Annotated in this window: 17 protein-coding genes and 1 pseudogene; 10 read left to right on the top strand and 8 right to left on the bottom strand. The window is 69.3% G+C overall.

Annotated features, from left to right (window positions below; translation table 11 throughout):
• Positions 1–654: 654 nt before the first annotated feature.
• Positions 655–2,652, bottom strand: coding sequence for a chromosomal replication initiator protein DnaA (gene dnaA, locus QF032_RS20190; protein WP_307056919.1), 1,998 nt, complete (start codon positions 2,650–2,652; stop codon positions 655–657).
• Between the two features lie 377 nt (positions 2,653–3,029).
• On the opposite strand from dnaA, the gene rpmH reads away from it, so the two are divergent.
• From rpmH to QF032_RS20145, 9 genes and pseudogenes are all read left to right on the top strand, one after another.
• Complete coding sequence (rpmH, locus tag QF032_RS20185) at positions 3,030–3,167, top strand: 50S ribosomal protein L34 (protein ID WP_018846094.1); 138 nt, start codon at positions 3,030–3,032, stop codon at positions 3,165–3,167.
• A gap of 21 nt (positions 3,168–3,188) precedes the next feature.
• Positions 3,189–3,560, top strand: a complete 372-nt coding sequence (gene rnpA / locus QF032_RS20180) for a ribonuclease P protein component (RefSeq protein WP_306950478.1) — start codon at positions 3,189–3,191, stop codon at positions 3,558–3,560.
• Positions 3,557–3,910 (top strand): membrane protein insertion efficiency factor YidD, encoded by a 354-nt coding sequence (gene yidD / locus QF032_RS20175; RefSeq protein ID WP_306950477.1) that lies wholly within the window; start codon positions 3,557–3,559, stop codon positions 3,908–3,910. Before rnpA ends, yidD begins: the two co-directional genes overlap by 4 nt.
• Positions 3,911–3,913: 3 nt before the next feature.
• Positions 3,914–5,191, top strand: a complete 1,278-nt coding sequence (yidC, locus tag QF032_RS20170) for a membrane protein insertase YidC (protein ID WP_307056917.1) — start codon at positions 3,914–3,916, stop codon at positions 5,189–5,191.
• 14 nt (positions 5,192–5,205) lie between these two features.
• On the top strand, positions 5,206–5,718 hold the full coding sequence (locus QF032_RS20165; protein ID WP_107443022.1) for a Jag family protein: 513 nt from the start codon (positions 5,206–5,208) through the stop codon (positions 5,716–5,718).
• A gap of 118 nt (positions 5,719–5,836) precedes the next feature.
• The gene (rsmG, locus tag QF032_RS20160) at positions 5,837–6,553 is read left to right on the top strand and encodes a 16S rRNA (guanine(527)-N(7))-methyltransferase RsmG (protein WP_306950475.1); all 717 of its coding nucleotides are present in this window, start codon (positions 5,837–5,839) and stop codon (positions 6,551–6,553) included.
• 249 nt (positions 6,554–6,802) lie between these two features.
• Positions 6,803–7,877: pseudogene (locus tag QF032_RS20155) on the top strand (AAA family ATPase).
• A complete protein-coding gene (locus QF032_RS20150) occupies positions 7,874–8,971 on the top strand; it encodes a ParB/RepB/Spo0J family partition protein (protein WP_306950474.1) in 1,098 nt (365 codons plus the stop codon). Before QF032_RS20155 ends, QF032_RS20150 begins: the two are co-directional and overlap by 4 nt.
• Positions 8,972–9,298: 327 nt before the next feature.
• Positions 9,299–9,916 (top strand): GNAT family N-acetyltransferase, encoded by a 618-nt coding sequence (locus QF032_RS20145; protein WP_306950473.1) that lies wholly within the window; start codon positions 9,299–9,301, stop codon positions 9,914–9,916.
• Between the two features lie 124 nt (positions 9,917–10,040).
• Here the strand turns inward: QF032_RS20145 and trxA are convergent, their stop codons facing one another.
• The 7 genes from trxA to QF032_RS20110 all read right to left on the bottom strand — a co-directional run bounded on the left by trxA (position 10,041) and on the right by QF032_RS20110 (position 19,861).
• Positions 10,041–10,373 carry a thioredoxin gene (gene trxA / locus QF032_RS20140; protein WP_107443018.1) on the bottom strand — a complete coding sequence of 111 codons (333 nt, stop codon included), beginning with the start codon at positions 10,371–10,373 and terminating at the stop codon, positions 10,041–10,043.
• A 42-nt stretch (positions 10,374–10,415) separates the two neighbouring features.
• The gene (gene trxB, locus QF032_RS20135; protein WP_306950472.1) at positions 10,416–11,384 is read right to left on the bottom strand and encodes a thioredoxin-disulfide reductase; all 969 of its coding nucleotides are present in this window, start codon (positions 11,382–11,384) and stop codon (positions 10,416–10,418) included.
• A 191-nt stretch (positions 11,385–11,575) separates the two neighbouring features.
• On the bottom strand, positions 11,576–12,505 hold the full coding sequence (locus QF032_RS20130; RefSeq protein ID WP_307056916.1) for an anti-sigma factor family protein: 930 nt from the start codon (positions 12,503–12,505) through the stop codon (positions 11,576–11,578).
• Positions 12,502–13,248, bottom strand: a complete 747-nt coding sequence (gene sigM, locus QF032_RS20125; protein ID WP_307044498.1) for an RNA polymerase sigma factor SigM — start codon at positions 13,246–13,248, stop codon at positions 12,502–12,504. The genes QF032_RS20130 and sigM overlap by 4 nt, the downstream gene beginning before the upstream one ends.
• 26 nt (positions 13,249–13,274) lie before the next feature.
• Entirely contained in the window at positions 13,275–14,990 is a 1,716-nt protein-coding gene (locus QF032_RS20120) for a protein kinase family protein (protein ID WP_307056914.1), read from the bottom strand.
• 138 nt (positions 14,991–15,128) lie between these two features.
• Complete coding sequence (gene murJ / locus QF032_RS20115; RefSeq protein ID WP_307044494.1) at positions 15,129–17,417, bottom strand: murein biosynthesis integral membrane protein MurJ; 2,289 nt, start codon at positions 17,415–17,417, stop codon at positions 15,129–15,131.
• 44 nt (positions 17,418–17,461) lie between these two features.
• Positions 17,462–19,861 carry a DUF6049 family protein gene (locus tag QF032_RS20110; protein ID WP_307056911.1) on the bottom strand — a complete coding sequence of 800 codons (2,400 nt, stop codon included), beginning with the start codon at positions 19,859–19,861 and terminating at the stop codon, positions 17,462–17,464.
• A gap of 268 nt (positions 19,862–20,129) precedes the next feature.
• Between QF032_RS20110 and QF032_RS20105 the strand changes: the two genes are divergently transcribed.
• Positions 20,130–21,596, top strand: coding sequence for a CCA tRNA nucleotidyltransferase (locus QF032_RS20105; RefSeq protein WP_307056908.1), 1,467 nt, complete (start codon positions 20,130–20,132; stop codon positions 21,594–21,596).
• Positions 21,597–21,673 lie beyond the last annotated feature (77 nt).

Below are 21,673 nucleotides of genomic sequence, written 5' to 3'. Positions count from 1 at the left end.
CGCCGTTTCCCACAGGGCGCTCCGGCACCTTCGTGTGACGCCTTTCACTCGAGCCGGTGAGAACGCGCGGCGAGTTGCCGAACAGTGGACAGACATGTGGAGAAGCACAAGATCGCTGGGGACAACCGGCCGCAGCCTGTGGGCAGTCGGTGGACAACTCCGTGCACAGGCTGTGGACCGATTCCTTGTCCACAGCCTGTGGACAACCTTTGTCCACGAATCCACAGCCAGGTGACCTGGTGAGATCCTCCCGCACCCCGTTCACCTGTGGACACAGTCTGAACAACTTCCCGGTCCCCAGGGTGTGGACGGGAGAAAGTCACCGAATCTGTGGAGGGAGGCCGTAACCCTGGCTCGTATTCGAACAGCGGGTGAGCGGTGTACGGCCGGCGTACGACCGGCGGATGTGCCGGGGGGACGGCGGGCGGCCCGCGAGCGACCCGCGAAGGGGCTGCGGACGGTCGCCATGGGGCCTCGGAGGGGCCGCGGACGGTCGCGGGGCGCGGGGCGCGCCTCGGAGAGAGACGGCCCGGCGATTCCCGCGCGACCCGCGGAACGACGAGAAGCGCCCCCGGAAGCCTCTCCAGGGGCGCTCTAGGCGAGTAGGCGACGCCGCTCTCCCGGCGCGAGCACGCGATGGTGCCCTGCGCCGTGTCAGCCGTTCTTGATGCGGTTCGTCAGCTCGGTCACCTGGTTGTAGATGGAGCGCCGCTCGGCCATCAGATTGCGGATCTTGCGGTCCGCGTGCATCACGGTCGTGTGGTCGCGGCCGCCGAACAGCGCGCCGATCTTCGGCAGCGACAGGTCCGTCAGTTCGCGGCACAGGTACATGGCGATCTGCCGGGCCGTGACCAGCGCGCGCCCGCGCGAGGTGCCGCAGAGATCCTCGATGGTGAGGCCGAAGTAGTCGGCGGTCGCGCCCATGATGGCCGTCGAGGTGATCTCGGGGGCCGAGTCCTCGCCGCCGGGGATCAGGTCCTTGAGGACGATCTCCGTCAGGCCAAGGTCCACCGGCTGCCGGTTGAGCGACGCGAACGCCGTCACCCGGATCAGCGCGCCCTCCAGCTCACGGATGTTGCGGGAGATCCGCGAGGCGATGAACTCCAGCACCTCCGGCGGGGCGTTCAGCTGCTCCTGCACCGCCTTCTTGCGCAGGATCGCGATGCGCGTCTCCAGCTCCGGCGGCTGGACGTCGGTGGTCAGGCCCCACTCGAAGCGGTTGCGCAACCGGTCCTCGAGGGTCACCAGCTGCCGGGGCGGCCGGTCGCTGGAGAGCACGATCTGCTTGTTGGCGTTGTGGAGGGTGTTGAACGTGTGGAAGAACTCCTCCTGCGTCGACTCCTTGTCCGCGAGGAACTGGATGTCGTCGACGAGCAGGATGTCCATCTCGCGGTACCGCTTGCGGAAGCTGTCGCCCTTGCCGTCCCGGATGGAGTTGATGAACTCGTTGGTGAACTCCTCCGAGCTCACGTACCGCACGCGCGTCCCCGGGTACAGGCTCCGCGCGTAGTGCCCGATGGCGTGCAGGAGGTGCGTCTTGCCGAGGCCCGACTCCCCGTAGATGAACAGGGGGTTGTAGGCCTTCGCGGGCGCCTCGGCGACGGCGACGGCGGCCGCGTGTGCGAACCGGTTGGAGGCGCCGATGACGAACGTGTCGAAGAGGTACTTCGGGTTCAGCCGCGCGGTCGGCTCCCCGGGACCGGCCGTCGCCGGCGACTGCGAGGACGGCCCTGCGGACCCGCCCGCGCCGCCCTGGCCGGGGCCTGCCGGACCGCCGCGGTGCGGGCGCCCGGGACCGGCCTGCGGCTCGGACAGCTCACGCCGGCCGGGGTCGCGCTGGTCGTAGTCGGAGCGCGACGGCTCGTACTCCGAGCGCTTGCGGTCGTACGGCGGACGGTCCACAGGCTGGGGGCGGTAGTCCTGGGACGTCGGGCCGTAGGAGTCCTGCGAGGGCGAGCCGTACGGGTCCTGGGCCGGGGGCCCGCCGTAGGAGTCGTGGGACGAGGGCGACGCGTAGGGGTCGCGCTCCGGGAAGCCGAGCCGCTGCTGCTGCCAGCCGTACTCGTCCTGCTGCGGCCGCGGCCAGGCGCCCGGCTCGGGGCGCTGGTACTCCGACGGGTACGCCGGGCGCGCGGTGGGCAGCTGGTCCGGGCGGGAGCCGGGCGGCTGGTCGGCGCGTGAACCGGGCAGCTGGTCGCCCGGCCCCGGGGGCAGCTGGTCGGCGCGGTGGCGGCCGTAGCCCTCGTAGCGGCCGTCGTACGCGGACTGGTTCCCGGATTCGTACCGGCCGTCCTGACCGTCGTAGGGCCCGGCGGGGAGCTCGGGCTCGTCGTAGCGCGCGTGCTGGGCGGGCGGTGCCGGCGGCGAGGGTTCGCCGACCGAGTCGTCGACGGTGATCGCGATGCGGATGGGGCGGCCGCACTCGCGGCTCAGCGTCTCACTGACGATCGGCGCGAGCCGGCCTTCCAGCACGGTCTTGGCGAACTCGTTCGGCACGGCCAGCAGGGCGGTGTCGGCGACCAGCGCGAGCGGCTGGCAGCGGCGGATCCAGCGTTCGTCCTTCCCCTCGACGCCCTGGGCGCGTCCCTCCCCGAGGAGCTGCTCCAGTACTCGTGGCCACACTGCGGCAAGATCGGCAGGCACGTCAGCCACAGGGCACGCTCTCTCGTGGGTCCCACGAACGTGTGAGTGTGGGACGGTCGGGATTCATATCGGGCGGGGGCAGGGACAAAGGAACGAATCGGAGTTCAGCCACGGTAGTCAGGGCGACGGGTACGGTTCAAGTTGTTGTCCCCAGGCTGTGGACAGTGTCTCCCTGTGACCGCCCGTTTGACCGGATGGCGTAGCCGCGCGTACCGTAACCAGGTCGAGTTGTCGATGGCTGCTGCCGCCTGCCTCCGATGGGCACAGATCGCGTCAGGTGATCGGGAAGCGGTGCACTCGGGCGTTGACCGCGAGCTACCTCGTGGGCGCACGGTGACAGCCAGGACGGCACCCCGCCACCACCGATTGATTTCTGGAGCCCCCGAGTGAGCAAGCGCACCTTCCAGCCGAACAACCGCCGTCGTGCCAAGACCCACGGCTTCCGCCTGCGGATGCGCACCCGTGCCGGTCGCGCGATTCTCGCGAACCGCCGCAGCAAGGGTCGCGCGAACCTGTCCGCCTGAGCCTGATCAGGTCATGACGTCGTGCTGCCTACCGAGCATCGGCTGAGGCGGCGCGAGGACTTCGCGACCGCGGTACGACGAGGTCGTCGGGCCGGCCGCCCGACCCTCGTGGTCCATTTTCGAAGCGGTGCCACGGACCCGCACGCGCCTGGGGAGAGCGCTCCCCCGACGCGTGCGGGTTTCGTCGTGAGCAAGGCTGTGGGCGGCGCGGTCGTGCGCAACAAGGTCAAGCGCAGACTGCGTCACCTGATGCGCGAGAGAGTCACCCGGTTTCCCCCCGGTAGCCTGGTAGTCGTACGGGCGTTGCCCGGGGCGGGCGACGCCGACCACGCACAGCTGGCCCAAGACCTGGATGCCGCCCTCGAACGGCTACTGGGAGGGGGCGCGCGATGAAGTACCCGCTGCTGGCTCTGATCAAGCTCTACCAGTGGACGATCAGTCCGCTGCTCGGGCCGGTGTGCAAGTACTACCCGTCGTGCTCCCACTACGGCTACACGGCCATCGACCGACACGGTGCGATCAAGGGAACGGCACTCACCGCCTGGCGCATCCTGCGGTGCAACCCGTGGTCGCTCGGCGGCGTGGACCATGTTCCGCCGCGCAAGCGCCCGCGGTGGCACGAAATGTTGCGTGACGCCTGGCGTGCACGCAGGGGCGGGACCTCCGCCGCCGAAACGGCCACCGAGGGCCCGACTGCTTCGAGCCCGGCCGCAGAGACACCGTCCCATGCCCAAGGAGCATGATTAGTGGACACGATTGCCAGCCTCTTCAGCTTCATCACGACACCTGTCTCCTGGGTCATCGTCCAGTTCCACAAGGTGTACGGGTCCATTTTCGGCCCCGACACCGGGTGGGCCTGGGGCCTGTCGATCGTGTCCCTGGTGATCCTGATCCGTATCTGCCTGATCCCGCTCTTCGTGAAGCAGATCAAGTCGACGCGGGCCATGCAGACGCTCCAGCCCGAGATGAAGAAGATCCAGGAGCGCTACAAGAACGACAAGCAGCGTCAGTCCGAAGAGATGATGAAGCTGTACAAGGAGACGGGCACCAACCCGCTCTCCTCGTGCCTTCCCATCCTGGCGCAGTCCCCGTTCTTCTTCGCCCTGTACCACGTGCTCAACGGCATCGCGACGGGCGACACCATCGGCGTGATCAACCAGAGCCTCCTGGAGAGCGCGCAGAAGGCGCACATCTTCGGTGCTCCGTTGGCCGCGAAGTTCACCGACGGCGCGGCGAAGGTGGAGTCGCTCGGCGCCTCGCTGACCGACGTCCGCGTAGTCACCGCGATCATGATCGTCCTGATGTCGGCCTCGCAGTTCTTCACGCAGCGCCAGCTGATGACGAAGAACGTCGACACCTCGGTGAAGACGCCGTTCATGCAGCAGCAGAAGATGCTGATGTACGTCTTCCCGGTCATGTTCGCCGTCTTCGGCATCAACTTCCCCGTCGGTGTCCTCGTCTACTGGCTGACCACCAACGTGTGGACCATGGGCCAGCAGATGTACGTGATCCGCAACAACCCGACGCCGGGTTCCAAGGCTCAGGCCGCGTACCTGGAGCGCCTGTACAAGCACGTCACGCACCACGGCAAGACCCGCAGCCGCAGCGAGAAGGCCATCGTCAAGGCCATCGTGGCCAAGGGCCGCGACCGCAACGACGCCGAGCGCAAGTTCATCAACGGTCTGACCAAGGTGGGCTTCGCCGCCCAGGCCGACGGCACCGTGATCAAGAACGAGGCTCAGGCCGCCGCGCAGGCCGAGGACGGCGCGCAGACGAGCACGGCCGCCAAGCGGCAGCAGCCCAAGCGGCAGTCCAAGTCCCAGCGCCAGTCCACCGCCCCCAAGGCGGCCGGCGAGACCACCTCGCTGACCAAGTCCGACGAGCCGGAGGACGTCAAGCCCTCCCAAGCCGCCGGCGACCCCAAGCAGGCCACGCCCAAGCCCGGTAGCGCCGGCCGCAGCAAGGCCCAGTCCGGGCAGCGCAAGGGCGGCCCGCAGCGCCCCAAGTCCCCGTCCAAGAAGTAGAAGGAGCCCATCCCGTGACGGAAGGCACCACCTCCGCCGCCGCCGAGGGTGCAGACACCCTGACCCGCCTGGAGAACGAGGGCGAGATCGCGGCGGACTACCTCGAGGGTCTGCTGGACATCGCCGATCTGGACGGCGACATCGACATGGACGTCGAGGCCGACCGCGCTTCTGTGTCCATCATCAGCGACGCCGGTACCCGCGACCTGCAGAAACTGGTCGGCCGTGACGGCGAGGTGCTGGAGGCGCTGCAGGAGCTGACGCGCCTGGCCGTGCACCGGGAGACCGGCGACCGCAGTCGGCTGATGCTGGACATCGCGGGCTACCGCGCCAACAAGCGCGCCGAGCTCTCCGAACTGGGCGCCAAGGCTGCCGCCGACGCGAAGAACAACGGCGAGCCGGTGAGGCTGAAGCCGATGACGCCCTTCGAGCGCAAGGTCGTCCACGACGCGGTCAAGGCCGCCGGCCTGCGCAGCGAGTCCGAGGGCGAGGAGCCGCAGCGCTTCGTCGTCGTGCTGCCCAACTGATTCGGTACGAACATCACCCCGGCCCCGTCTGTTGTGCAGACGGGGCCGGTCTTTGTCAGCCTGGTAGTTCTGGTGGTCGGCGCTCGAAGCGCTGATGCGGTACGGAAGGACGGTCCCCGTGACGGAGGCAGCGGAGCTCCCCTCTGCGCCCGATGTGGCACGCGAGGTATTCGGCGATCGCTTCGATGATGCGGTCCGATACGCCGAGCTGCTGGCCGAGGCAGGCGTACAGCGTGGGCTCATCGGCCCGCGTGAGGTGCCTCGCCTGTGGGAGAGGCACCTGTTGAACTGCGCGGTGCTCTCCGAGGTCGTGCCGGAAGGCGTGACGGTGTGCGACGTGGGCTCGGGGGCCGGGCTGCCCGGTATCCCCCTGGCGCTCGTACGGGAGGATCTGAAGATCACCCTGCTCGAGCCACTGCTGCGCCGCACCAACTTTCTCACCGAGGTCGTCGAACTTCTGGGCCTGGACCATGTGACCGTCGCCCGCGGTCGCGCCGAGGAGGTCATGGGCTCGATGCCACCCGTCCATGTGGTGACGGCCCGGGCTGTGGCGCCCCTGGACCGGCTTGCCACCTGGGGCATCCCGCTGCTGCGGCCCTACGGTGAGATGCTCGCCCTCAAGGGCGACACCGCGGAGGAGGAGCTGAAGAGTGCGGCCACCGCCCTGAGCAAGCTGGGCGCGGTGGGCACCTCCATCCTGCAGGTCGGTGAGGGAGTGGTCGACCCGCTGTCTACGGTGGTGCGGGTCGAGGTCGGGGAGAGCCCGGGCGGCGTACGGTTCGCGGCCAAGCGGGCCAAGGCGGCGCGGACCGGCCGGACGCGCCGACGCCGCTGAGGCGTACTCCACACAAGCTGCCCATCCTCCTTGTCGCGGAGTGTCGCAGGGGTCCGGCCGCAGGCGCTGTGCATCGTGTTTCACGTGAAACGTCGCTCACTGCTCCACGGCATCATCAGTCGCGGTCGCGCCGCAGCCGAACCCCGCGATCGCAAGCCTCTCGGTTCACTCGATGAGGTGCGCGAGTTGTCCACAGAGGCGGATTTCTCCACAGAAGACCAGGCCTCACTGGTTCACGACCCCGAAGGCATGGGAGGCTCTGTGCAGTGCGAGCCTGAAGTCGAGGAGAGTGAAGCCTTGCGGTCCGACGCCAACATCGCGGGACCGATGACCGATCCGGTCCCCGGTCCCCGTACCGAGTCGTTCGGGGAGGATGTTTCACGTGAAACACCGCCCCCGATGGACGACACTCCGATCGGTCGTGCTGCCCAGCTCGCGGTGGAGGCTCTGGGCCGCGCCGGCGAGGGTCTGCCACGCCCTGAGCAGACCCGTGTGATCGTCGTCGCCAACCAAAAGGGCGGTGTGGGCAAGACGACGACGACCGTCAACCTTGCCGCATCTCTGGCCCTGCACGGCGGCCGCGTCCTCGTGGTCGACCTCGACCCGCAAGGCAACGCGTCCACTGCGCTGGGGATCGATCACCACGCCGAGGTCCCGTCCATCTATGACGTACTGGTGGACAGCCGCCCGTTGGCGGAGGTTGTCCAGCCCGTCCCCGATGTAGAAGGCCTCTTCTGCGCCCCGGCCACCATCGACCTGGCCGGCGCGGAGATCGAGCTGGTCTCCCTGGTGGCCCGTGAGAGCCGACTGCAGAGAGCAATTCAGGCGTACGAGCAGCCGCTGGACTACATCCTCATCGACTGCCCGCCCTCCCTCGGCCTGCTGACGGTCAACGCGCTGGTGGCCGGTGCCGAGGTCCTGATCCCGATCCAGTGCGAGTACTACGCACTGGAGGGACTGGGGCAGTTGCTGCGCAACGTCGACCTGGTGCGGGGGCACCTCAACCCCACCCTGCATGTGTCGACCATCCTGCTCACCATGTACGACGGCCGGACGCGCCTCGCGTCACAGGTCGCGGAAGAGGTGCGCACCCACTTCGGTGAGGAGGTGCTGCGGACGAGCATTCCCCGCTCGGTCCGTATCTCCGAAGCGCCGAGCTACGGACAGACGGTGCTGACTTACGATCCCGGATCGAGCGGCGCCCTCTCCTACCTTGAGGCAGCACGAGAGCTCGCGCTGAAGGGCGTCGGGGTCAGTTATGACGCCACGCACGCCCATATCGGCGCTCAGAACAAACCCGAACATGGCGGAGGGCGTCCAGTGAGTGAGCGACGGAGGGGGTTGGGCCGTGGCCTCGGTGCGCTGATCCCCGCTGCCCCGACAGAGAAGACGCCGGCTCAAGCCGCGATCGGCGGAGGGTCCACCTCCCCCGCGGCGATGCCGGTGCTGACGACCGACCGGGGGGTGGCCGCTGCGAAGGTGGCCACACTGCCGGCGGTTTCACGTGAAACAGAGGACTCGTCAGCGAGTGGCGTCCTCGAGACACCTGCGCCGCCCATCGGCGCACACTTCGCGGAGATCCCCCTCGACCACATCACGCCGAACCCGCGCCAGCCGCGTGAGGTCTTCGACGAGGATGCCCTGCATGAGCTCATCACCTCCATCCAGGAGGTCGGGCTCCTCCAGCCGGTCGTGGTGCGTCAGCTCGGCCCCGGGCGCTACGAGCTCATCATGGGCGAGCGGCGCTGGCGGGCCTGCCGCGAGGCCGGCCTGGAGGCGATCCCGGCGATCGTGCGGGCCACGGACGACGAGAAGCTGCTCCTGGACGCTCTCCTGGAGAACCTCCACCGGGCTCAGCTGAATCCGCTGGAAGAGGCGGCCGCCTACGACCAGCTGCTCAAGGACTTCAACTGCACGCATGACCAGCTGGCGGACCGGATCGGGCGGTCCCGTCCGCAGGTCTCCAACACCCTGCGCCTGCTGAAGCTCTCGCCGGCGGTTCAGCGCCGGGTCGCAGCCGGGGTGCTCTCCGCGGGTCACGCCCGGGCGCTGCTCTCGGTCGACGACTCGGAGGAGCAGGACCGGCTGGCCCATCGCATCGTTGCCGAGGGGCTCTCGGTGCGAGCGGTCGAGGAGATCGTGACCCTGATGGGCTCGCGTCCGCAGACGGCTCAGCGGGCCAAGGGACCGCGGGCCGGCGGCCGGTTGTCGCCGGCACTGACCAACCTCGCAACGCGGCTCTCGGACCGCTTCGAGACGCGGGTGAAGGTCGATCTCGGACAGAAGAAAGGCAAGATCACCGTGGAGTTCGCCTCCATGGAGGACCTCGAGCGCATCCTCGGCACGCTTGCTCCCGGCGAGGGGCCCGTGCTGCAGAAGGGGGTCGTGGACGGCGGCGCGGAGGAGACGGAAGACTGAGCGGTCACTCGGCCCGGCACTGCCGGGCCGAGGAGCCGGTGAGCGAGCCGTGTCCGGTTGTGTACCGGAACACGGCTCGCTCTTTGCTTGCGGGCAGTGCCGATGGTCTCGCATGGTGGATACGATGCGGAGGGGTTGGGGCCCATCCACCTGGCAGTACCTCGGAGCGGGAGGCGAGGGCATGCGAACGATGAGCCGGACCGGACTGGTGAGCGCGGGACTGGGACTGGGGGCGGTCGGCGGATTCGTCGGCAGTCTGCTCAGAGAACGGGGCGCTCTGACAGCCGCTCGCGAAGCCGCGGGCGTAGGAAGCGAGGAACAGCCTTCATGGGGCGTCGGCTCGTACCGCTCACGCTGGACAACCTTCAGGACCTTCCCAGACGCTGTCGCTCGTGTGTCTTCTGGGAGCTGGACCCCGTCAGGGGTGAGGCCGCGGTAAAGGCGGGGACATCCGCCCTCGAGAAGGAGTCCTGGATCTCCGCCGTCCTGCTGGATTGGGGATCGTGCGGCAGGGTCGTCTATGTGGACGACGTCCCTGTGGGCTTTGTTCTCTATGCTCCGCCCGCTTATGTGCCCCGCTCGACGGCTTTTCCCACCAGCCCCGTCTCGCCGGACGCCGTGCAGTTGATGACAGCGTTCATCATGCCGGGATACCAAGGACAGGGACTGGGCCGTGTGATGGTCCAGACGGTCGCCAAGGATCTACTGCGACGGGGCTTCAAGGCGATCGAGGCGTTCGGCGATGCCCACTGGTCGGGGCCGGCCTGTGTGCTTCCTGCCGATCATCTGCTGGCGGTGGGCTTCAAGACGATGCGCTCGCATCCCTCGCATCCCCGCTTGAGGCTGGAGCTGCGGACGACGCTCTCCTGGAAGGAAGACGTGGAGATGGCGCTCGACCGGCTACTGGGGGCGGTCCAGAAGGAGCCCGCGTTGCGGCCTTTGTAGAAGCCCGTCGAGACGCCGGCTCTTTTCTGCGGATCGATGTTTCACGTGAAACACGTGTGGGCCGACCCTCCCGGGCCGGCCCACACGCACGTCGTGTAGCTCGCGAGACGTCACTCGCCATGCGTCACTCGGAGATGAAGGTCTCCAGGTCGCGCACGAGCGCGGCCTTCGGCTTGGCGCCGACGATGGTCTTGGCGACCTCGCCGTCCTGGTAGACGTTCAGGGTCGGGATCGACATGACGCCGTACTTGGCAGCCGTGGCCGGGTTCTCGTCGATGTTGAGCTTGACGATCTCGATCTTCTCACCGTGCTCGGCGGCGATCGCCTCGAGGGAGGGAGCGATCTGGCGGCACGGACCGCACCACTCGGCCCAGAAGTCCACCAGGACGGGCTTGTCGCTCTTGAGGACGACCTCTTCGAAGTCGGCGTCGGTCACATTCTTCAGGGTGCCGGCCACAGGGGGCTCCTTACTTCTCTGTGCAGGGGGGCGGGGAGGGGGTCAGACGGTGGTCTTCTCGGGCTCGGCCTGCTCCTCGTCCGCGAGCGCGGCGAGGTAGCGCTCAGCGTCGAGAGCGGAGGAGCAGCCGGTGCCGGCTGCGGTGATCGCCTGGCGGTAGGTGTGGTCCACGACGTCGCCGGCGGCGAAGACACCGGTGAGGTTGGTGCGGGTGGACGGCGCGGCGACCTTCAGGTAGCCCTCTTCGTCGAGGTCGAGCTGGCCCTTGAAGAGCTCGGTGCGCGGGTCGTGGCCGATGGCGATGAACAGACCGGTCACGGCGAGGTCCGACAGTTCGCCGGTCTTGAGGTTGCGCAGCTTCAGCCCCGCCAGCTTCGGGTCACCGTGGATCTCCGCGACCTCGCTGTCCCAGATGAACTTGATCTTCGGGTCGGCGAAGGCGCGCTCCTGCATCGCCTTGGAGGCGCGCAGCGTGTCCCGGCGGTGGACGATCGTCACGGACTTGGCGAAGCGCGAGAGGAAGGTGGCCTCCTCCATCGCGGTGTCGCCGCCGCCGATCACGGCGATGTCCTGGTCCTTGAAGAAGAAGCCGTCACAGGTGGCGCACCAGGAGACGCCGCGGCCGGACAGGGCGTCCTCGTTGGGCAGGCCGAGCTTGCGGTGCTGGGAGCCGGTGGTCACGATGACGGCCTTGGCGCGGTGGATCGTGCCCGCGGTGTCCGTGACGGTCTTGATCTCACCCGTGAGGTCCACGGAGACGATGTCGTCGGGGATCAGCTCGGCACCGAAGCGCTCCGCCTGGGCGCGCATGTTGTCCATGAGCTCGGGACCCATGATGCCGTCCTGGAAGCCGGGAAAGTTCTCGACCTCGGTGGTGTTCATCAGCGCACCGCCCGCGGTGACGGCGCCTTCGAAGACCAGCGGCTTCAGCGATGCGCGCGCGGTGTAGAGCGCGGCGGTGTAGCCGGCAGGACCGGAGCCGATGATGATCACGTTACGGACGTCGCTCACGGCTGGATTCCTCGTCTCTGGGGACTGCATCGGTCGAGCGGTGGGAGCTACTTGGACTCTCACCCCACCCAACGGATCCTAAGGGGCGCGCATTCCCGGTGTGTCCGGGCACACGGAGGGACGAGACCGCAGGGAACGCAGAAGGAGAGACGATGCAGGACGGCGGGTGTCGGTGACGCGGGAGATCCGCGTCAGTGACGAGGGTAAGAGGTCGTCAGGAGAACGTCGGCCGGACTCGTCGACGGGTGATTCACACAGGTGCTGTCCACGATGTAGGCGTCGACCCGTGTGCTGTCCGAGGTGTCGGGAAGGATGACGAGCAGAGCTGCCTTCCCCTGATACGTGCCCTCTTCGGTGGCGAGAGCCGAGTCTCTGCGTCCGATTCCCTGCTGTACGCACGATGGGACCGTGGGCTGGCGCAGGACCCGGGGCGATCCGTTGCCGGTCTCGCTGCCGGTCTCTCCCAGGATGCCCTTGCTCTGCGGAGTGCGAGAGCCTCCGGCCTTGGTCAGGAGAGCGGCGACCTGGCCCTCGAGCTTGCTCGTGGAGAAGGTGTCCGGCACGGCGGTCTGATGCGCCGAGGTGCCCGGACTCCCGCCGCCCGCGAGGGACGACACCAGGACCGAGCCGAGGCCCAGCGCCGCCACGGTGAAGACCGCGCCGAGGACAGCTACCCGACGACGACCGAGCCGCGTGCGGTCCCTGCCGCCCTTGTGGTCCTTCCGGCCCGGCCCCGTGGTGGCGCTGCGGGCATGCCCCGAGGGGCGGCCCGATGCCGCCGCTGTTTCACGTGAAACACCGGCCGCTTCCGCGTCGGCGCCGACCGGGATGGATGGCGCGTGGGTATCGCCGCCACTGGGAGCTGCGGCGCTCAGCAGGGCCTCGGCGGCGAGGGCGGCGTCGATACGGCGGGCGACGTCGTCCGGCATGCGCGGTGGTTCGGGCTGACTGCCGAGGAGGTGTTGGATCTCCTCCAGCGAGGCATGCACGTCCGCGCAGAGTGTGCAGGTGTCCAGGTGCCGACGGACCGCAGCGCTCCGGGCGGGATCGAGCAGGCCCTCGGTGAGGTCGGAGATCTCTGCGACGTCCGGGTGTCCGGTCGTGTCCGTCGTCGATGTCACGCCCGCCCACCTCCGCCCTTCACAACAGCTGAATCGCCTGTGCCGGCGCTGTCCGGACCCTCGACGTGAGTTTCCGCTGCCGGTGGGACGGATGCCCCCTGCGCCCGGTTCCGTCCCGGGCCGCTTTCCCTTCCGCCGGCGTCGGGGTTCTTGTCGGTGCCACCGCCGTCCGGCCGTAGATGGGTGAGCAGGGGCAGGAGTCTCGCTCTGCCACGGGCGCAGCGGCTCTTGATCGTTCCGGTCGGCACATCGAGCACGCGGGCGGCTTCGGCGACGGGGTAGCCCTGCATGTCCACGAGGACCAAGGCGGCCCGCTGGTCGGGCGGGAGGGTGCCCAGCGCCTCGATGAGCTGGCGGTGCAGGTCGTTGCGTTCCGCGGGGGCGGACGCGGACTCGTGCGGCTCGAGCAACTGCTCCAGCCGCTCGGCGTCGTCGACCGGCGAGGTCTTGCGGGAAGCGGCCTTGCGCGCCCGGTCCAGGCACGCGTTCACCGTGATGCGGTGCAGCCAGGTCGTGACGGCGGACTGGCCGCGAAAGGTGTGGGCGGCCCGGTAGGCGGACACGAGGGCGTCCTGGACGGCGTCAGCGGCTTCCTCACGGTCTCCCAGCGTCCGCAGTGCCACCGCCCAGAGGCGGTCACGATGACGCCGTACGAGCTCACCGAAGGCATCGGGGTCGCCCTCGACATGGCGGGCGAGGAGGTCCATGTCGCTCATCGCGTCGTGTGCGGCGTCGTCCGCCATGGGCCTCCTCCCCCTCCGGTGAGACGTCAGCCCGTGAACTTCACGTCGGTGATGGCCTGCTTGTAGCCGGCGCCGGTCCACTGGTCGCCGGCGTTGTTGGGCGCGGCGGTGATCCATACGAGAACGTACCGCGTCTTCACCGCCGTCTTGGCGGGAATCTTCAGTTCCCGGCCGGACGTCCGGGCTTCGGCGATTTTCTTCATGGACGACAGAGGAGCCGACGACGAGAGCGAATCGGCCGCGTACAGGCCGGCGGCGGTGTAGTCGCCGCTGTAGAGAAGCCCTATGGAGACCGCCGAGACGTCCTTCTCCGAGCCGAGGTCGTAGACGATGCCCACCCCCTTCTTGTACGGAGCGAGCACGGGCCCTGCGTCGAAGGAGCGCGACCGCCAGTACGTGGAACTGTCGCCGTCGTAGGTGAGCTTCGCGTCGTTGGCGTGCTGCGGGGTGCCGTCCGGGTAGTACTCGGCGGCGTCGTGGATCTTGAGCGCCGTGACCGGCTTGGGCGCCGTGCTGCTCTTGTCGCCCTCGTCCGTCGTCTGGGTCTGATTGGTGTCGTCGGGCTTGCTCCGGTCCATCAGGGCGTCCGCGAGCTGCCAGCTGCCGAGTCCGAGGGCGGCGATGAGGAGGGCGGAGACCGCCCACTTCAGGGCCTTGCCGGTGCGGCTCTGCAACGGAGGCGGCGGCACCGGCACACGCTGTGTGGCGCCGGGGTGCGGCGCGGGGCGGCCGTAGGTGCCCTGCTGGTACGTCGTGCGCTGGTACTCGGGCGGTGCGGTGAACGCCGGCTCCGGCGGGCGGATGCGGGGCAGCTCACCGATTGCCTTCACCAGCTCCTCCGGCGTGGTGCAGGCGGCCTCGTGCCGGGAGGCGGTCGCGCCGTCGTTGACGAGCGCGCGCATGGAAAGCTCCGACAGCCCGCGATGGACGCCGGCGCGTACCTGGTCGGGTGCGATCAGTCCGACGTCCTTCGGCAGGCCCGACAGCCCGTAGGCGTCGTTCTCGTAGGGCCAGCGCTGCGTGAGCGCCGCGTAGAGCAGGGCGCCGATCGCCTCGGTGTCGGTGCGCTGGGGGGTGTCGGTGGCGACGCCGCGCAGGGCGGCGTTCACCGCGAGGCCGCGGATGCGCCACTGCCCCGAGGAGGTGCGCAGCACGGCGTTGGGGTTCAGCCGCAGGTGCGACAGGCCTTCGCGGTGTGCCGCGGCCATCGCGGAGGCGATCTGACTGACCATCTGGTAGGCGTCGTGCGGTTCCAGCGGACCGGCCGCGAGCAACGCGGTCAGTTCGGTGGCGTCGGGAAGCCATTCGTGGACGACGTAGACGAGGTCGTTCTCCTCGACGGCGTCCAGCACCTGGACGAAGCGGGGATCGCCGAGCAGGGCGGAGGAGCGGGCCGCGGCCAGCACCGAACGCGCCCGTGAGTGGTCCGCGGGCAGGATGTGGACGCCCACGGCCCGGCGGAGTTTCTCGTCGACCGCACGCCAACTGCTGAAACCGTCCAGACGGGTGACGCACTCTTCGAGGCGGTAGCGTCTGGCGAGCTTGTGACCGCTGTGCAGTTCTGGCGGTGAGGCCTTTCCGGGACGTTCCGTCCCGCCGCTCCCCTGTGCCTCGTCGCTGTCCGTGTCCTGCTCCCGGTTCTTGACCACCCCGTCGGCCGTGGACTGGTCCGCTTGTGCGGTCAGCGGCTCGTCACCGCTGTTGTCTGCCACGTCGACGGCAGCTGTGCTCCGTTCCGCCACCGTCGTTCCTGCCTCCCCATCCATTGCGCGCCGTCCGACCCCGTGCGCGCCGTCCGACGCCGAACCCAATTGTGCCCACAGTCCGCCGCTATGCACGACACGCGGCGGGGGGCGATGGTTGTGCGCCTACCCCTTGTCTCAGCGACCCAGGCGTCCGCGCACCATACCGACGAGCGAGTTGAGCTCCTCGATGCGCATGCGGCGGGCGGCGACGAAGAAGACACCGAGCAGCAGCGCCCCGCCCGCCAGCAGCGCGGCGAACGATCCCAGGACGCCCTGACCGAGGCTGTGGCCGATGCCGTAGCAGGCCGCGCCGCTGATGAGGGCGGCCGGCACGGAGGCGATGCACAGACGGGCGTACGTGCGCAGGACGTGGGAGCCGTCGAGGTCGCCGCCGAGCCGCTTGCGCAGCCGGTTCCAGGCGACGCCGACGCCGATCGCATAGGCCAGGCCGTAGGAGGCCGCCATGCCGACCACCGCCCAGCGGGCGGGCAGGACGAAGTAGCAGAGCGCCGAGGCGCTCGCGTTGACCGCGGCCACGATGACCGTGTTGTAGAAGGGGGTGCGGGTGTCTTCGTAGGCGTAGAAGGCGCGCAGGACCACGTACTGCACGGAGTAGGGGATCAGGCCGAGGCCGAAGGCCATCAGCATGAAGCCCATGTTGGTGGCCTCACTGGTGCCCGAGGAGCCGAAGATCAGCGTGCACATCGGGATGCCGAGCGCGAGGAACCCGAAGGCGATCGGCACGATCGCGACCGCGGTGGTGCGCAGGCCCTGCGAGATGTCGTCGCGGACCGCGCCGCCGTCGCCCTCGGCGGCCGAGCGGGAGATGCGGGGCAGCAGGGCGGCCATCAGGGAGACGGTGATGATGGCCTGCGGCAGGCCCCAGATGAGCTGGGCGTTGGCGTAGGCCGCGAAGCCGGTGCCGTCGACCGGCGAGCCCTCGCCGGCCGACGTGGACAGCTGGGAGACGACGAGCGCGCCGGCCTGGTTGGCCAGGACGAACAGGACGGTCCACTTGGCGAGGGTCGCGGCCTTGCCGAGGCCGTGGCCCTTCCAGTCGAAGCGCAGCCGCAGCCGGAAACCGGTCTCCCGCAGGTACGGGATCATCGCGAGGGCCTGCACGACCAGGCCGAGCAGGATCCCTACGCCGAGGAGCCGCTCGGCCTCCGGCGGGATGGTCGTGACCTTCATGCCCGAGTCGGCGGAGGTGCCGTAGACATAGATGAACATGCCCAGCGTCACGATGATGACGACGTTGTTGAGGACCGGCGTCCACATCATCGCGCCGAACTTCCCGCGCGCGTTGAGGATCTGACCCATCACCACGTGGACGCCCATGAAGAAGATCGAGGGCAGGAAGTAGCGGACGAAGGTGACGCCGACCTCGTTGGCCGCCGGGTTGCTGGCGACCGAGTCGGACAAAAGGCGGATCAGGACGGGGGCCGCGGCGATCGCGGCGACCGTGAGCAGGCCCAGCGCCACCATGACCAGGGTGAGCAGCCGGTTGGCGAAGGCCTCGCCGCCGTCCTCGTCCTCCTTCATGGCGCGCACGAGCTGCGGCACGAAGACGGAGTTGAGGCCGCCGCCGACGGTCAGGATGTAGATCATCGTCGGCAGCTGGTAGGCGACCTGGAAGGTGTCGCCGAGAACACCGACGCCCAGTGCCGAGACGATCAGCGCGGAACGGACGAAGCCGGTGAGGCGGGAGACCATCGTGCCCGCCGCCATGACGGCGCTGGACTTCAGCAGACCCGCCGCCCGTCCGCCCTTCTTCGGGGCGGCCGCGGCGTCGGGCACGGGAGCGGCGTCGGGCGTGGCGGTGAGGTTCATCGTCTGGTCCACCGCGGGGGGAGGGGACGCCGCGGCCTGATAGCGGGCAGCCCCCACCGGTCCGCCGGGAGCCTGGGCCGGGCCCGGTACAGCCGGGGGCTCCGCCGAGCCGGCCTGCTGCGGGTGACCGCTGTGCTGCTGGTCCCGGAAGAGGTGGGCGAAGGCGTCGGGCTGGTGCTGCTGCTCGCCGGAGTGCGTCACCAGGTCGTCGACGCCGACGAACTGGGTGGTGCGCGGGTCGTCGCCGTAGGGCAGGTACTGGGTGGGGCCCTCCGGCTCGGGCGCCGGGGTCTGGGCCCACATGCGCGGGTCGGGGGCGTACGGGGACTGCGGAGGCGTGCCGTAGAGCGGCTGCGGCGGCTGGTGGGCGCCGGGGGGCGGCGGGGGGTGCGCGGCACGGTCGTAGAGCGCCTCGGCGACCGGGTCCTGCGCGGTGAGGTCCTGGGACCGGTAGGGGTCCTGGTCGTAGGCGTCCTGGAGGTACATGTCCGCGGGGTGCTGCGGCGGCACCTGCCCCTTCTCGGGCGGCATGCCCTCGGGAGGGCCCGAGCCGCCCGCGGCCTGGCCGCGGTCACCCTCGTACGGCGCGTTCATGGTTACCCCACCTCATCGTCCCGGGCCCACCGGCCACGACATCCTCAACGGTCCACTCTCTCACCCGTGCCGGACGGGTCCGCGCTTTCCGCTGCGGTGTCCGGTGTCCCGTCACTCGGCTGCTGCGGGGCGTCCGGTCCGGTCGGGACGCCGGACTTCTCACCGGTGTGATCCTCGGCATCCCCGGGATTCTCCTGCCCGGCGGCGGGCTCGCCCGCAGCGCCGGAGCCGGCCTCACCGGTCTCCCGGGCCTCGTCCGGTTCCTCGGTCGCCCGGGCCGCGGCGCGCTTGCGCTGGGTGTACATACGGAAGCCTGCCAGCACGAGGAGCAGGACGCCGCCGCCGATGACCAGCATCACGGTGGCCGTGATCTCGGTGACCTTCACCTCGAAGGCGACCGCCTGGCCGTATTTCTGGCCGTCCTCGGTGTACAGCTGCGCGATCACCCGTGTCTGGCCGTTGACGTTGGCGGACGTGGGGAACTTCACCGTCGACGTGTGTCCGCCGGAGACGGTGATCCGCTGCTCGGCGTAGTCGTCGCCGTCGATCTCCAGACGGGTCGGGTTCGTCGAGGTGAGCCGCAGAATCAGGTGGTCGACGCCCTGCACCAGGTTGTTCTGCACCGTCACCGGGATCGTGGCGCTGCGCCCGGAGAGCTTCGTGTCCGACTTGTCGATCAGCTTGACCTGGCCGGTGAGCGTGTCGAGGTAGGCCCGCACGCTCTGGCGGAACGTGCTCGCCGCAGTGCCGTGGCCTCGCCAGGACGTGGACATCTCGCGGTTTATGGCCCGCCCGAAGGGGGTCACCACGCGGGCCTCCCGGGCGAGGATCACCTTGAAGTTGTCGAGTTCGTCCTGGGTCTCGGCCATCTGCTCGAAGGCCGACCGGGGCAGTTGCTGCTTGCGCAGCGCGGTGGGGTACGACTTGTTCGACGGCACCCTGGTGCTGGCGCGCGGATCGGGCTTGGCCTTGGCGGCCGCTGTGAGCGGTTGGGACTGCGACCAGGTGCCGGTCTGGAGCGTCGTGAGGGCCTGTGACAGTGCCCGGGCCTGGGAGGCGGTCTGCATGCGCTGCGGGGCGACGACGATGCTGCGCTGCTTGTCCGTCTGCAGGTTCAGCTCGAGACTCTGCGCGAGGAACTCCTGCACGGCGAGCGTGGTCGCGGAGGCCCTCGTCAGATCGCCCTGGAACGCCGTCGACAGCCGCGCGTCCGCCACCACCGCCGTGGTGCCGCCACCGATCGGCCGGGCTGCGGACGGGGTGTAGGAGAGGTCGCCGTCGGTCAGGCTGTCGCTGCGCGCGATCACCTTGTCGGCGCCGGCAGAGGTGGCGACCTTCACGATCGAGGGGTCGACGGCGCCTTCCACCGGCCAGGCGAAGTCGGTGTTCGGGGTGACGTGGAGCACCGTCTCCACGGTGGTGGCGGCGACGTCGGTGGCGGCCTTGAGCTGGTTGAGCGAGCCGGTGACGCCGGTGCCGTTGTGTGCGAGCGAGGCCAGGTCGGGGTCGGCGAAGGGCAGTGCCACGACTTCCTTGCCGGTCACCGCGCTCTGCAGATCGGCGAGCCACTGCTTGGCGACCGCCTGCCGGGTGCCGGCCGTGGGGGTGTCGCCCTCGCCGCGGATCCGGTAGCTGCCAGTCATGGCGTCGACGGATGCCAGCAGGTCCGGGTCGATCACCCAGGTGACGTCGAGTGCCCTGCCGAGGCTCAGGAGCTGGTCGAGGCGGCCGCCGGGAGCGATCTCATGGGCCAGGTCGTCGTTGAGGAAGACGGGCGTCTGCTGGGCGTTCGAGCCGGTCTCCGCCGTCATGTGGACGCCGGAGGTCAGCGGCCACAGCACGGTCGTCCGGGTGCGGGTGTCCGCGGTGTCGGGCTGCCACGGCAGGAACGTCCGCTGGACGCCGAGCACCTGCTCCCACTGCCTGGCCGACGTCTCGCCGGACAGGGTGACGCTCAGTGGGTAGACGCCGTCCTTGTCGAGGTCCAGCTTGTCGACCGGGACGGCGATGGTGAAGTGCTCGGCGACGCCCGGCGTGAGCGTGGTGAACTCGGCGACGTACTTGCCGCCCACCTCGGTGCCGTCGGCGGGAAGGGCGTCCGCGTGGTCGGCGGCACTGTCGATCGCCGAGCGGGTGGTGAGCGGGGAGCCCACGCTCAGGCCCACATGGGCGTCGGTGACCGCCTGCTTGCCGTTGTTGGTGACCGTGCCGGAGACGGTCACGGTGTCACCGTCGCCGGGTGCGGCGGGAGTGAGCGAGTCGACGGCGACGGCCACGGTTCCCGCGTCGGAGGAGTCCTTGGCGTCGGACGGGCCGGCGGCCTGCGCGGGCAGCTGAAGGAGACCGGCCAGCAAGGGCGCCCCGGCGAGCAGTGCGCCGGTGCGCCGCAGCCACCGGCGGGCAGGTGAGGGATGCATCCCCGGGAAGTCTGCCGCCTCGGCCACGCGTTCGCCCGTCCCTCGTCGTCGTCAGTGGTCGTCGGAATGTGCGTCCACGCATGGTAACGATGCGCGCTGAGGGGAAGTGCCGCGGAGTGCGCCACAAGATCGTGAAAGAACGGTGGGCCGTCCGCTGCGTGCCGGTATGCGGTCGGACGTTCTTATCAGGCCTTATGAGCTGCAAAGCCCGGGTCTGAACCCTTACCCCAGGGTACGTCCGGCGGTCGCGAAACAGGGCGGCCTCGGCTCGCCGGGCCACGTACCCTCTTTTGTTGTGCCGAACGCCAACGAAGACAATCTCAGCGCCCTGAGTCAGGTGCAGCACCGCGCGGTGAGCGAGCTCCTGCGGGTCGCCCCGGTCGCCGACGACCTCGCCCGCCGATTTCAGGAGGCCGGGTTCTCCCTCGCCCTGGTCGGCGGCTCGGTACGGGACGCTTTGCTCGGCCGGCTCGGCAACGACCTGGACTTCACGACCGACGCCCGGCCCGAGGACGTCCTGAAGATCGTGCGGCCCTGGGCGGACTCCGTGTGGGAGGTCGGGATCGCCTTCGGCACCGTGGGGCTCCAGAAGGAGGCCCGCGTCGAAGGCGTCGACCGGTGCTTCCAGATCGAGGTCACCACCTACCGCTCGGAGGCGTACGACCGCACCTCGCGCAAGCCCGAGGTGTCCTACGGCGACTCCATCGAGCAGGACCTCGTCCGGCGTGACTTCACGGTGAATGCCATGGCCGTGGCGCTGCCCGAGAAGACGTTCATCGACCCGCACGGCGGTCTCGGCGACCTCGCGGAGCGGGTGCTGCGTACCCCGGGCACGCCGGAGGAGTCCTTCTCGGACGACCCGCTGCGCATGATGCGCGCCGCCCGTTTCGCCGCTCAGCTCGACTTCGAGGTCGCTGCCGACGTCGTCACGGCGATGACGGAGATGGCCGGCCGCATCGAGATCGTCTCGGCGGAGCGGGTACGGGACGAATTGAACAAGCTGATCCTCTCGGCGCACCCGCGCAAGGGGCTGGCCCTGCTGGCCGACACCGGCATCGCCGGCTATGTGCTGCCCGAGCTGCCCGCCCTGCGGCTGGAGAGCGACGAGCACCACCGGCACAAGGACGTCTACGAGCACACGTTGATCGTCCTCGAGCAGGCGATCGACCTGGAGGAGGACGGCCCCGATCTCGTGCTGCGGCTCGCGGCGCTGCTGCATGACATCGGAAAGCCGCGCACCCGCCGCTTCGAGAAGGACGGTCGCGTCTCGTTCCACCACCACGAGGTGGTCGGAGCGAAGATGACCAAGAAGCGCATGACGGCCCTGAAATACTCCAACGAGCTGGTGAAGGACGTCTCACGGCTGGTCGAACTCCACCTGCGCTTCCACGGGTACGGCATGGGCGAGTGGACGGACTCCGCGGTCCGTCGCTACGTCCGGGACGCCGGGCCGCTCCTGGAGCGCCTCCACAAGCTGACCCGCTCGGACTGCACCACGCGGAACAAGCGCAAGGCGGCGTCGCTCTCGCGGGCGTACGACGGGCTTGAGGAGCGCATCGCCCAGCTGAAGGAGAAGGAACAGCTGGACGCGATCCGCCCCGACCTCGACGGCAACCAGATCATGGAGATCCTGGGCATCGGCCCGGGTCCCGCCATCGGCAACGCGTACAAGCATCTGCTGGAGCTGCGCCTGGAACACGGGCCGATGGAGCACGACGCCGCGGTGACAGCCCTCAAGCAGTGGTGGTCCGAGCAGGGCTGAGGTCGGGGCAAGGGTCATGTTTCACGTGAAACATGACCCAGCGCGGTCCGGCCGCACAACGTGAGAAGGGGCGGTGT

Source organism: Streptomyces achromogenes (genome assembly GCF_030816715.1).
In the GTDB taxonomy this organism is placed as follows: Bacteria; Actinomycetota; Actinomycetes; order Streptomycetales; family Streptomycetaceae; genus Streptomyces; species Streptomyces achromogenes_A.
Note: the sequence above shows the minus strand (reverse complement) of the source record. Positions and strands in the feature narration are given on the sequence as shown.